This window comes from Streptomyces sp. NPDC048018, from assembly GCF_043202995.1.
Lineage (GTDB): Bacteria > Actinomycetota > Actinomycetes > Streptomycetales > Streptomycetaceae > Streptomyces.
In genome coordinates this window covers 780456-792318 of sequence record NZ_JBIDBK010000004.1, presented here as the reverse complement: position 1 = coordinate 792318, position 11863 = coordinate 780456, and the positions used below count along the sequence as shown (strand labels likewise).

Sequence of the window (11863 nt, the reverse complement as noted above, 5' to 3'; positions counted from 1 at the left end):
CTCAGCCGGCACCGCCCGAGCGCAGGTCGTCGAGGTCGGCCTTGAGGGTGTTCACCGGGATCGCGAATCCGAGACCGACGCTGCCGGCCGAGGAACCGCTCGAGGAACTGGGCGAATACATGGCCGAATTGATTCCGACGATCTCGCCGTTCATATTGATCAACGCGCCGCCGGAATTCCCCGGATTCAGCGAGGCGTCGGTCTGGATCGCCTTGTACGTGGTCTTCGACGAGCCGGTGTCGCCGTTGAACTGCTGTCCGCCGAACTCGAACGGCCAGCCCTGGCGCGGGTCGTACTGCCGCCCCTGGCTCTCGTCCCGGCCGCCGTCGTCCTTGGCGACGGTGACGTCGCGGTCCAGGGCGGAGACGATGCCGCTGGTGACGGTGCCGGTCAGACCCTCGGGGGAGCCGATCGCGACGACCTCGTCACCGACCCGCACCCGCGACGAGTCCCCCAGCGTCGCCGCCTTGAGGCCGGAGGCGCCCTTCAGCTTGACGAGCGCCAGGTCCTTGTCGGGGTCCGTGCCGACGACCTCGGCGTCGTAGGTCTTCCCGTCGGAGGTCTGCACCGTGACCTGGGAGGCCCCGGAGACGACGTGGTTGTTGGTGACGATCTCGCCGTCGCCGGTGATGATCACGCCCGAGCCGGTGGACCTGCCGGCGCTCGAACTCGCGGAGATCTCCACGATGGAGGGCGAGACGGCCTGGGCGACCCCGGCGACCGTGCCCTTGTCGCCCGCCGACACGGTCGTGCCGTTCACCGCGCTCGACGCGCTCGTGCCGCCGTCGGCGGTCCACTGCTGGACGAGGGTCGCGGTGCCGCCGCCGATCACCGCGGCGGCCAGCGCCACGGCGGCCATCAGGCCGACGCCGCGGCGGGCCCGGCGGTGCGGGGTGGGGGCGGCCGGGAAGGCGCCCGCCGGCCCGGCCGGCCCCATGGGCGGCGGGACGTGGGCACCGGACGGTACGTGCCCACCGGACGGCCAGACCGTGGTGCCGGGCTCGGTGGTGATCGGCTGCGCCGGGTCGTACGGCGGCCTCGGCGGGTAGTACGGCTGCTGCTGTGGCTGGGGCTGCGTGTCGTCCGTCATGACCACGACTCTCGGAGCCGTACATGAGAACGGTCTGAGGAGGGGCTGAGAAGCCCGACAGAACCCTGTATGCCCGAAATAAAGACGGGCGCCCGGCCGGGGTGCGAGGGCCTCGCCCCCGCCCCGGGGGCGCCCGGTGCGGCTCAGCCGCAGCCGCAGGAGCGGCGGACGATCAGCGCCGACGGGAACTGCCTGACCCGCTCGCGCCGCGACCCGGCGACCCGCAGCGAGTCGTCGAGGACCAGATCCACCGCCGCCCGGGCCATCGCCGGGCGGTCCGAGTAGACCGTGGTCAGCGGCGGGTCGCTCAGCGCCGCCTCCTTGACGTCGTCGAAGCCCGCCACCGCGAGCTCCGACGGCACGTCGATCCGCAGCTCGCGGGCCGCCCGCAGCACCCCGAAGGCCTGGTCGTCGGTCGAGCAGAAGATGGCCGGCGGCCGGTCGGGGCCCGAGAGCACCTCCAGCGCGATCTTGTACGCGTCGTAGCGGTTGTACGGCGCCTGGAAGAGCCGGCCCTCGATCGACAGGCCGGCCTCCTGCATGGCGCGCCGCCAGCCCTCCTCGTGGTCGGCCACCGGGTCGCCGACGGCCGGGGTGTTCGGGATGCCGCCCATGCAAGCCACGTACGGGTACCCGTGCTCCAGGAGGTGCCGGGTGGCGAGCTGGGCACCGCCGATGTCGTCGGTCACGACGGCGACGTCGTCGATCGCCTCGGGGCGCTCGTGCAGCAGCACCACACGGGCGTCCCAGGCCTCGATCTCGCTCGCCGCCTGCTCGCTCATGCCCTGGCTGACCAGGATCAGTCCGGAGACCCGCATGCCGAGGAAGGCGCGCAGATAGTGGATTTCGCGCTCGGTGCGGTAGTCGGAGTTGCCGACGAGCACCATCTTCCCGCGCTCGGCGGCGGCCTGCTCGACCGCGTGCGCCATCTCCGCGAAGAACGGCTGCCGCGCGTCCGGCACGACCATGCCTATGAGGTCGGTCCGCCGGGACGCCATGGCCTGGGCGACCCGGTCGGGCCGGTACCCCAGCTCCTTGATGGCGGCGAGGACACGCTCGCGCGTGGCCGGGGCGACCGGCCGGGGTCCGTTGTTGATGACGTAACTCACGACCGCGGTCGAAGTACCCGCCAGTCGCGCTACGTCATCCCGCGTCACCTTGGCCACGCGCGGAAGTCTACGCGTGGTGACCTAGCTACCGGCAGGTCGCACTGTGGCGTACGCCACGTTAACGGTCCTCCACGGGAGTGAGTTCCCGCGTGTCCTCCTTGACGCGCGCCTCGGCCCGCGCCTCCGGCCGCCCCTCCGTGCGGTCCGGCTTCTCCGGCGTCACGAAGCGGTAGCCGACGTTGCGGACGGTGCCGATGAGCGACTCGTGCTCGGGGCCGAGCTTCGCCCGCAGCCGCCGGACGTGGACGTCGACCGTTCGGGTGCCGCCGAAGTAGTCGTAGCCCCACACCTCCTGCAGGAGCTGGGCGCGGGTGAAGACCCGGCCCGGGTGCTGGGCGAGGTATTTGAGGAGCTCGAACTCCTTGAAGGTGAGGTCCAGGACCCGGCCCTTGAGCTTGGCGCTGTACGTGGCCTCGTCGACCGACAGGTCGCCGTTGCGGATCTCCATCGGGGAGTCGTCCGCGACGATCTGCTGGCGGCCCATCGCGAGCCGCAGCCGCGCCTCCACCTCGGCCGGGCCCGCCGTGTCCAGCAGCACGTCGTCGATGCCCCAGTCGGCGGTGACGGCCGCGAGGCCGCCCTCCGTCACGACCAGGACCAGCGGACAGCCGGGGCCGGTGGAGCGCAGCAGCTGGCAGAGGGAGCGGATCTGCGGCAGGTCGCGCCGCCCGTCCACGAGGATCACGTCGGCACCCGGCGTGTCCACGAGCGCGGGCCCCTCGGCGGGTGCCACGCGCACGTTGTGCAGCAGCAGACCCAGGGCGGGAAGCACCTCGGTCGACGGCTGGAGGGCGTTGGTGAGCAGCAGCAGAGAGCTCATCGCGTCCCCCCTGCCGGGGTCGCGTGTGTCGTCGGTCGGTCGTGCGTCGTTCGCTCGTCCATGACGTCGGTTCCTCCTCGGTCCCTGCGAGGACGTCTGCGGCACTGCTGGGTCGCTCACGTGTGGCTCTCGCGCCCCGAGAGCGTTTGTTCATCTGCTCGTAACAACGGTCGGAAAACACAAAAGGACCCGGGGGCTGCGTTGCCCGGATCCTCTGACAGCAGAATAGCTCACATGACTTCCGCGGCAGAGGGCCGATTTCACATGGTGGATGTTTCCTCGCTCACTTCCGTCACCCGGCGCGCCATCCTGCGCACTGTTGACCATGTCCGGATCGAGGCGGTCTACGAACCCTGCACGGCCAGTGTCACCGATACGGCGGTCGTGGTGGCGCACGGCTTCACCGGCTCGGTCGACCGGCCCGCGCTGCGGCGCGCCGCCCAGGTCCTGCGCCGCCATGCGAACGTCGTCACCTTCTCCTTCCGCGGCCACGGCCGCTCCGGCGGCCTCTCCACCGTCGGCGACCGCGAGGTCCTCGACCTGTCCGCCGCCGTCCGCTGGGCCCGTGAGCTCGGCCACGCGCGCGTGGCGACGGTCGGCTTCTCGATGGGTGGCTCGGTCGTGCTGCGGCAGGCCGCCCTGGAGCGGGGGACGGACGCCCGCCCGGACGCCGTGGCCGCCGTCTCCGCCCCCGCCCGCTGGTACTACCGGGGGACCCCGGCCATGCGCCGGGTGCACTGGGTGATCACCCGGCCGGTGGGCCGGCTGGTCGGGCGCTACGGGCTCGGCACCCGGATCGACCGCCGGGACTGGGACCCGGTGCCGCTCGCACCGTTCGAGGCGGTGCCGCTGATCGCACCCACCCCGCTGCTCGTCGTGCACGGCGACCGCGACCCGTACTTCCCGGTCGACCACCCCCGGATGCTGGCGGCCGCGGCGGAGGCCGCGGGCACCCCGCTGGAACTGTGGCTGGAGCGGGGCATGGGCCACGCCGAGAACGCCGCCGCCGACGAACTGCTCGACCGCCTCGGGACCTGGCTCACCCGGCCATAGCCCATCATGGGGGGCGGCGCGCACACGAACGAAGGGAGTGCCGTCATGGCAGCGGGAACCATCCGCTACTGGGCCGCCGCGAAGGCCGCCGCCGGAGTCGCCGAGGAGCCGTACGCCGCCGAGACCCTCGCGGAAGCGCTGGCCGCGGCCCGCGAGCGGCACCCGGGCGAGCTGACGCGGGTCCTTTCGCGCTGCTCGTTCCTGATCGACGGCGATCCCGTCGGGACCCGCGCGCATGAGACGGTACGGCTGGCCGAGGGCGGCACGGTCGAGGTGCTCCCCCCGTTCGCAGGAGGGTGAACCGCACACCATGAGCAGTGATCAGCAGTACCCGTACGCGCCGCAGGACGACCCGCACGGGGCCCCGCAGGACGGTCAGCCGTACGACCCCGGCGTCACCCAGACGTGGGAGGGCCAGACCTGGGACACCCAGTACCAGCCCACCGTCCGTCCCCGGCCCGAGGCACAGCGGCCCGCGCCGCCGCCGGCGTCCTACGACACGGCCCACCTGCCGCCGCAGCACCAGTCCGCGCAGCCCCACGCGCCCTCCGCGCAGCAGCCGTACGTCACCGGCGGCCACCCGCTGCCGCCCGAGACCGCCTTCCCGCCCGCGCACGGGACTCCCGCGCACGAGGCGGGAGCCTACGGGACCGCCGCGTACGGGGTTCCCGCCTACGAGGCGCCCGCCTACGGGGCTGCCGCGCACGAGGCGCCCGCTTACGAGGCTCCCGCGTACGGGGCGTACGCGGCTCCGGCACCGGAGCCGGTCACGGCCGCCCAGGAGCAGTCGGCCGCCCACGAGCAGGCAGCCGTGCCGGAGCCCGGCCCCGCCTACTCCACGCCCACCATCGGCGGCAACACCCGGATCTCCGACGCCCAGCGCGCCCGCGCCGAGGGCCGGTCGCCGATCATCGAGCCGGGGATGCAGCCGGCCGCCCTGACGGCGGTGCTCGGCGTGCTGCTCGCCGCGGGCGCGGCCGTCGGCCCGTACGCGCTGCTCGTCCCGCTGCTCCTGCTGCAGGCCGTCACCGCCGCCGGCTGGTTCCGGCTCAACGGCATGTGGCCCGCCCGGCAGGGCATCGCCCTCGCCTTCCTCGGCGGCGTCGTCGCCGACGTGGCACTGCTCGCGGCCGGCCGGGAGCACGCGCCCGCCGCGATCCTCGGCACGCTCGGCGTCTGGGTGCTGCTCACCCTCGTCCTGCAGCTGCGCAGCCACGCCGACCCCGACGAGCGGATGTACGGCCTCATGGCCACGGTCGCCTCGGCGGCCCTCACGGTCCTGGCCGCCGGGCACCTCGGTGCGGAGCCGGACGCCGTCGTGGTCGGGGCCGTCGCGGTCGCCGCCGCCGTCCTCGCCCGGGCGGTCCCGCTGCCCGGCCCGGTCTCCGTGGTCGTCGCCCTGCTCGCCGCCGCGGGCGGCGGCGTCGCGGCCGGCGGCTTCACGGACCTGGGCGTCTCCGGGGCGCTGCTCGGCCTCGGCGCCGGGGTGTGCGCGCTGGTCGGCCTGCGGGCGGCCAGCTACGACTACCCGTCGCGGTTCGTGCACATGACGGCGGGCGTGGCGCTGCCGCTGACCGCCGCCGTGCCCGCCGTCTATCTGCTGGGCAGGGCACTCGCGTAAGTGCTCCCGCGCACCCGGGGGAACCGACCGGCCTCCCGACACGTCGATCTTCGTGTCGGGGGGCCGGACTCGTGATCAGGGGGCAGAAACGCATGCGAGCACTGCGGATGGTGCTGATCCTCGCCGTGGTGCTCGGCGGGTTGCTCGTCGGCGCGGACCGGATCGCCGCGTCGTACGCGGAGTCGGAGGCGGCCGACGCGGTGCGGCTGGGGGCGGCGAAGGCGGAGTCCACCGACGTCGACATCAAGGGCTTCCCCTTCCTCACGCAGGTGGCCGGCCGGCGCTTCGACGAGGTCGAGGTGCGGCTCACCGGGGTCCGGGCGACGGCGGGCGGCCGCCCGGTCAGGATCGGCGAGCTCACCGTCGGGCTGCACGACGTCACCCTGGACGGGGACTACGCGATCGAACGGGCCGGCAGCGCCGACGGCACCGCCCTCATCTCGTACGAGGACCTCGCCGCCGCCTCGGGGCGCGACGCCCGGGTGGGCTACGGCGGCAACGGGAAGGTGAAGGTCACCGGCGGGGTGCGCATCCTCGGCCGGACGATCACCCGCAGCGTGCTGTCCACGGTGACGCTGGTCGGCGGCGACACCCTCCGGGTGCGGGCCGACGAGGTGCCCGGTGAGGGCATCCCGCTCCTGGAGGACAGGGTGCGTTCGGTGACCGACTTCGACCGGCGGATCGAGGGGCTGCCGAAGGGCATGCGCCTGACGGGGGTCGAGGCGCGCGCGGACGGTCTGGCGGTCACGGTGACCGGCCGGAACGTGGCCCTGAAGGCGGGCTGAGAACCCCGCTGATCACATTCTGAGACGCGGGAGTCCGATCCGCAGAAGCCCCGGCGAAGGGCCGGGCCGCGGACGCTCCGGAGGGGATCGGCACCCCCTCCCCATCCCACATCCCGGACGATCGCGTCTCAAAATACGACACGCCGGTGACACGGCCGCCTGTCCGTCCCTACGATCGTGGGCATGAAGCGACAGGCGGATCTCACGAAGCGGCGGGCAGTAGACCTGTGCCGCATCGCCGCCATGCTCTGTCGCACCGTCTGAGCGGGACGCACTGCTCCCGCATTCCTCAGGCCCTACGACGCCATGTCGGGGCCACCCCGCGCAGTCGTACGCGTCATCCCCGCACGAGCCGACGCGTACCCGCACCACCCCTGCACGCACCGCCGCACACTGCCCCGGAGGAGAAACAGCATGGCTCGCAGCGACGTCCTGGTCGACGCCGACTGGGTCGAGGCCAACCTCGACAACCCCCAGGTCGCCATCGTCGAGGTGGACGAGGACACCTCGGCCTACGACAAGAACCACATCAAGAACGCGATCCGCATCGACTGGACCAAGGACCTCCAGGACCCGGTCCGCCGCGACTTCGTCGACCAGGAGGGCTTCGAGAAGCTCCTGTCCGCCAAGGGCATCGCGAACGACACGACGGTCGTCCTCTACGGCGGCAACAACAACTGGTTCGCGTCCTACGCCTACTGGTACTTCAAGCTCTACGGCCACCAGGACGTCAAGCTCCTCGACGGCGGCCGCAAGAAGTGGGAGCTCGACTCCCGCGACCTGGTCGACGGCTCCGAGGTCCCGAACCGCCCGGCGACGGACTACAAGGCCCAGGCCCAGGACACCTCCATCCGCGCCTTCCGCGACGACGTCGTGGCCGCGATCGGCACCCAGAACCTCGTCGACGTGCGTTCGCCCGACGAGTTCTCCGGCAAGCTGCTCGCCCCGGCGCACCTCCCGCAGGAGCAGTCCCAGCGCCCCGGCCACGTGCCGAGCGCCAAGAACATCCCGTGGTCGAAGAACGCCAACGACGACGGCACCTTCAAGTCGGACGAGGCCCTGAAGGCCCTCTACGCCGACGAGAACGTCGACCTGGCGAAGGACTCCATCGCCTACTGCCGCATCGGCGAGCGCTCCGCGCTCACCTGGTTCGTCCTGCACGAGCTGCTCGGTGTCGAGAACGTCAAGAACTACGACGGCTCGTGGACCGAGTACGGCAGCCTCGTCGGCGTGCCGATCGAGCTCGGCTCCGGCAAGTAAGCCCCCGGATCCGGATCTGCCGGAACCTCCCCAGGACCCTCCCGGGACCCCGGACCCCTCCGGGACCCGGGGCCTCCCGGTATCCCCGGATCCCCGTCATCCGGACCCCTCGACCGTAAGGAACCCAAGAACATGTGTGGAGCGCAGCCCGGCGGCCCCGACGCCTCGACGATCAAGCCCGGTGAGACCACGATCCAGGGCTACGTGACCAAGGACGGCGAGCCCGTCACCGGTTACGTCCGCCTCCTCGACTCGACCGGCGAGTTCACGGCCGAGGTCCCGACCTCCGCCACCGGCCAGTTCCGCTTCTACGCGGCCGAGGGCACGTGGACCGTCCGCGCCCTGGTGCCCGGCGGCACCGCCGACCGTCAGGTCGTGGCCCAGCACGGCGGCCTGGCCGAGGTCGCCATCGCGGTGTGACACCGCACCACCGAACGGCCGGAGGGCCGTGCCTCCTGGGGGGTTGGACGCCGACCAGGACTCGGGGCACGGCCCTTCGGTCTGTCCGGGAGCGCGCCGCCGACGTACGCTGAAGGTGTGTACGCACGGCGACGGCGCGTCTACTTCTGGATGATGGGCGTCTGCCTGGTGCTCTTCGTGGGCGCCTGGGCCGTCGTGCGCCTGTTCTCGGTGCCGGCGGCCATCGCGATGTGCGTGGTCGCCATGGTCATCCCGCCCGTCGCGGCCATGGTCGCGAACCGGCGCGGCCCGGACGACCGCTGGTGGGACGACCCGAGCGGCGACCGGCAGTCCGACGAGTGGTGGGACGAACTGGACGGCAGGAAGCCGCCGGACAAGTGAGCCCGCCGGCCCGGCGCCGAAGGGAGCGGGCCCGGGGCGGCCGGAGCCGGTCTTCCGGATCAGGCCTAGTAGACGAGCGCCTGCGTGCCGTCCGCCATCGCCTCCTGGACGAAGACCTGCGCGCCCGCGATGCGGACGCCCTTCAGGACGTCGTCCTCGGTGATCTCGCGGCGGGCCGCGCACTGCGTGCAGAGCGTCACCCGGCCGGCGGACAGGATCGAGTCGATCAGGTCGGGCAGCGGCGCGGCGTGCGGGAGTTCGAACTCGGCCGCGCGGCCCGGGAGGGCGAACCACGAGGACTCGCCGGTCAGCCACAGCGAGACCTCGACACCGCTCGCGACGGCGACGGCGGCCACGGTGAAGGCCTGGGAGCAGCGTTCGGGGGCGTCGGCCCCGGCGGTCACCTTGATCACGAGCTTCTTCGCCATATGCCGAACTGTAATGCGGGGCGAGGCAACCTCGTGCACCCCTCGCGTGTCATCTGGGCGCGCGGGTAACGGAATCCGCGCTTCTCGTCTCGTGGGGGGACTCTTTTGGAAGGCACGGAAGCGGTCGAACCCGCTCAGAACACCCCGGCACCCGCGCCGGATCCCGCACCCATACCCGCACCGGTGCCGGTTTCCGCCCCGGCCCCGGCCCCGGCCCCGGATCCGTCTGCGGCCCCGGACGAGGCGCCGAAGCGCCGCCGTACCGGCCGGACACTCGCCCTGATCGCCGTCGCCGCCGTCCTGGGCGTCGTCGGCGGCACCGCCGTCGGCTACGGCATCCAGGCCGACCGCGAACCGACCGCACTCCCGCCCCTCAACCAGCCCGGCCTCGCCCACCCGGCGAAGCCGCTGCCGGAGGGGCAGAAGCCGGCGCCGCTGTCGGCGGCGGAGGACCGCGGTCTGCGGACCGAGGGGGACCTGCGCACGCTGCTGCTGCCGAAGCCCCCGGGCGCCAAGAAGGTCGGCATCGTTCCGGAGGACGGCTGGCAGGGCCTCGCGGCGTACGTCGATGACTACGACAATCCCTCGGAAGCGTTCGAGTACCTGCTGGACAGCGGCTTCCGCAGGGTCGCCAGCTCGGCCTGGCGCACCGGCGAGTACAAGATCACGCAGATCAACCTGGTGCAGTTCCGCGCGGACAGCGGCCAGGGGGCCGCCGAGCACGCCGAGGACCAGCGCCGGTTCATGGAGGACGAGTCCGGCTACGGCACGCCGGTCAAGGGCAGCAGGGACGGCCGTACCTACCTGCTCCCCGTCGAGCGCAAGGCCGGCTACCGGGACTTCTACCAGGCCCGCGCCTATCTGCACCGCGGCGACGTCATGATCGAGATCTTCGTGGGGGACACCAGGAAGATCAGCCAGGAGGAGATCTCCTCCCTGGCCGAACGACAGCTGGAGCGCCTGTGAGCGAGCAGACGACCCCGACCCCCGGCGCCGCGGCACCGCCCGCCGTGCCCGCGGTCGACGGCGGCACGCCGGTCACGGCCGTCGCCGGACCCGACGCCGTCGTGCCCGCCCCGCGCAGGCCGCGCCGCCTGTTCCCGTACGTCCTCGGCGGTGTGCTCCTGCTCGGCGTCGCGGCCGGCGGGACGTACACCGGCGTGACCGTGGCCGGGGCCGACCGCCATGCGCCGACGTTCGGCTGGGAGGAGCCGGTCGCGGACGGCGAGAGCAAGGACCCGGCGGCGGACACCGCCCTGCGCGGCCGGACGTCGACGCCCCTGAGCAAGCTGCTGCTGCCCGTCCCCGACGGGTACGTGCTCGGCCCGGATGTCGAGCAGTACGGCAACGACGGCGAGCTCTCCTCGCGCGACGCGACCGCACTGCTCAAGCAGCAGGGCAAGGGCCTCGCGGGCAAGAAGCGCCGCGAGTTCGACCAGCGGATCGAGAAGCTCGGCATCCAGGGCATCGCCGTGCGCTCCTACGCCTCCGACGCGGTCGTGGTCGACGTGCAGATCGTGCAGATGAAGGACAAGCGGTTCGGTACGGAGATGCGCAGGATGCAGAGCGAAATCGCGCGCCTCCTGAAGCTTCCCAAGGGACCGAGGATCGAGGGCCACCGGGACGTGTCCTGCTTCGGAATGCCGAAGCCGAAGGACGACGACGAGGCCGAGGACGACGGCGACAGCGGGGTCGACGGCATGGTCTGCAGCGCGTCCGAGTCCGACTACTACGTCTCGGTCCACGCCTCCGGCAGCCGTCCCTTCGACAGGACCGCCGTCGCCGCGCTGGTGAAGAAGCAGCTCGACCACATCAAGTCCCCGGGGGAGTACGTATGAGCGAGACCGAGCAGCAGACGCTCCCCGAGGCGGCCCCGGTGACCGCCGAACCGGCCACCCCGGCCACCGCGGAGCCGGCCGTTCCCGTGGCCGCCGCGGGGCCCGCGACTCCCGTCGTGCCCGTCGAACCCGTCGTTCCCCCGGCTCCCACCGCCTCCCGGCGCTCGCGGCGGGTGCTCGGCGCCGTCGCCCGCTGGACCGCGGCCGTGCTGGTCTGCGGCGGGCTCGGGGCGGGCACCGCAGCCGGGATCACGTCGATGGAGCGCACCGACGTGCCCGGTCTCGCGACCGCGAGCGACGGCCGCTGGGACTACCCGAAGCTGAGTCTCCCCGCGCTGCCGAAGGGCGCACCGCGCCCCTTCACGCCCGGCAACGAGGGCGAGATCCACCACGCCGACCTCCGCGCGCTCGTCCTGCCCGCCCCGGCCGGAGCGACCGTGGATCCGAAGGCCGACGGCGGCTGGGTGAGCGTGGAGCGATTCCTGTCCCTCTATCCGAAGGAGCGGCGCGGTCTCCTGCGGGAGGCCGTGACCGACTCCGCCCTGCGGCACGTCGCGGCCCGCGCCTGGACCATGCCGGACGGCACGAAGAGCGCCGTCTACCTGCTGCGGTTCAAGTCCGTCGGGTTCTCGGAGCCCTTCAAGGACGACGTGCTGAACGTCGGCTCGGCGGACACCCTGCCGCTGGACGGCGTGAACGGCGTCGAGAGCGATGCGCTCGGGACCGGCGTGCGGGTCGACGGCACGGCGCTGTACACGGTCGCCGAGATCGCGCCGTACGGCCCCGAGCAGACCCGCTGGGCCTACATCCAGGCCGGTGACACGCTCGCCGTGGTCGTCCAGTCCCGCAAGGGCGGGGTCCCCGAGGTCCCCTTCCGGCAGACGTTCACCCTGCAGAACCAGCTCCTCGGCTGACCGGCGGGTGGTGACCGCGGCCGGGGTCCGTACGGGACGCGGTGTCACCGAGACCCACCTCACCGAGAGCGCCGGACCCCGGCC

14 protein-coding genes are annotated in these 11863 nt (G+C 72.8%); 10 read left to right on the top strand and 4 right to left on the bottom strand.

The window, feature by feature from the left end; translation table 11 throughout:
- Nucleotide 1: 1 nt before the first annotated feature.
- The 3 genes from ACGF1Z_RS19685 to ACGF1Z_RS19675 form a co-directional block, all read right to left on the bottom strand.
- The gene (locus tag ACGF1Z_RS19685; RefSeq protein WP_393005553.1) at nt 2–1090 is read right to left on the bottom strand and encodes a S1C family serine protease; all 1089 of its coding nucleotides are present in this window, start codon (nt 1088–1090) and stop codon (nt 2–4) included.
- A 143-nt stretch (nt 1091–1233) separates the two neighbouring features.
- On the bottom strand, nt 1234–2256 hold the full coding sequence (locus tag ACGF1Z_RS19680) for a LacI family DNA-binding transcriptional regulator (RefSeq protein ID WP_393005551.1): 1023 nt from the start codon (nt 2254–2256) through the stop codon (nt 1234–1236).
- A 61-nt stretch (nt 2257–2317) separates the two neighbouring features.
- Complete coding sequence (locus tag ACGF1Z_RS19675; RefSeq protein WP_393005548.1) at nt 2318–3079, bottom strand: response regulator transcription factor; 762 nt, start codon at nt 3077–3079, stop codon at nt 2318–2320.
- A 234-nt stretch (nt 3080–3313) separates the two neighbouring features.
- On the opposite strand from ACGF1Z_RS19675, the gene ACGF1Z_RS19670 reads away from it, so the two are divergent.
- The 7 genes from ACGF1Z_RS19670 to ACGF1Z_RS19640 all read left to right on the top strand — a co-directional run bounded on the left by ACGF1Z_RS19670 (nt 3314) and on the right by ACGF1Z_RS19640 (nt 8599).
- A complete protein-coding gene (locus ACGF1Z_RS19670; protein WP_393005546.1) occupies nt 3314–4132 on the top strand; it encodes an alpha/beta hydrolase in 819 nt (272 codons plus the stop codon).
- 45 nt (nt 4133–4177) lie between these two features.
- Nucleotides 4178–4432, top strand: a complete 255-nt coding sequence (locus ACGF1Z_RS19665) for a MoaD/ThiS family protein (RefSeq protein WP_393005544.1) — start codon at nt 4178–4180, stop codon at nt 4430–4432.
- Nucleotides 4368–5753 (top strand): hypothetical protein, encoded by a 1386-nt coding sequence (locus ACGF1Z_RS19660; protein ID WP_393005542.1) that lies wholly within the window; start codon nt 4368–4370, stop codon nt 5751–5753. Before ACGF1Z_RS19665 ends, ACGF1Z_RS19660 begins: the two co-directional genes overlap by 65 nt.
- A 92-nt stretch (nt 5754–5845) precedes the next feature.
- Entirely contained in the window at nt 5846–6538 is a 693-nt protein-coding gene (locus ACGF1Z_RS19655; protein ID WP_393005540.1) for a DUF2993 domain-containing protein, read from the top strand.
- 414 nt (nt 6539–6952) lie between these two features.
- Complete coding sequence (locus ACGF1Z_RS19650) at nt 6953–7798, top strand: sulfurtransferase (RefSeq protein ID WP_393005538.1); 846 nt, start codon at nt 6953–6955, stop codon at nt 7796–7798.
- A 132-nt stretch (nt 7799–7930) separates the two neighbouring features.
- Nucleotides 7931–8218: a DUF1416 domain-containing protein gene (locus tag ACGF1Z_RS19645; RefSeq protein WP_376632701.1), complete on the top strand. Its 288-nt coding sequence runs from the start codon at nt 7931–7933 to the stop codon at nt 8216–8218.
- An 81-nt stretch (nt 8219–8299) separates the two neighbouring features.
- Nucleotides 8300–8599, top strand: a complete 300-nt coding sequence (locus ACGF1Z_RS19640; protein WP_393005684.1) for a DUF3099 domain-containing protein — start codon at nt 8300–8302, stop codon at nt 8597–8599.
- A gap of 65 nt (nt 8600–8664) precedes the next feature.
- On the opposite strand, the gene ACGF1Z_RS19635 is transcribed toward ACGF1Z_RS19640, so the two are convergent.
- A complete protein-coding gene (locus ACGF1Z_RS19635) occupies nt 8665–9027 on the bottom strand; it encodes a DsrE family protein (RefSeq protein ID WP_365347484.1) in 363 nt (120 codons plus the stop codon).
- A gap of 183 nt (nt 9028–9210) precedes the next feature.
- Between ACGF1Z_RS19635 and ACGF1Z_RS19630 the strand changes: the two genes are divergently transcribed.
- From ACGF1Z_RS19630 to ACGF1Z_RS19620, 3 genes are read left to right on the top strand one after another with little or no spacing between them, the layout of a single operon-like run.
- On the top strand, nt 9211–9993 hold the full coding sequence (locus ACGF1Z_RS19630) for a hypothetical protein (RefSeq protein WP_393005535.1): 783 nt from the start codon (nt 9211–9213) through the stop codon (nt 9991–9993).
- Nucleotides 9990–10865: a hypothetical protein gene (locus ACGF1Z_RS19625; protein ID WP_393005533.1), complete on the top strand. Its 876-nt coding sequence runs from the start codon at nt 9990–9992 to the stop codon at nt 10863–10865. The genes ACGF1Z_RS19630 and ACGF1Z_RS19625 overlap by 4 nt, the downstream gene beginning before the upstream one ends.
- On the top strand, nt 10862–11779 hold the full coding sequence (locus ACGF1Z_RS19620; RefSeq protein ID WP_393005531.1) for a hypothetical protein: 918 nt from the start codon (nt 10862–10864) through the stop codon (nt 11777–11779). Before ACGF1Z_RS19625 ends, ACGF1Z_RS19620 begins: the two co-directional genes overlap by 4 nt.
- Nucleotides 11780–11863: the final 84 nt, after the last annotated feature.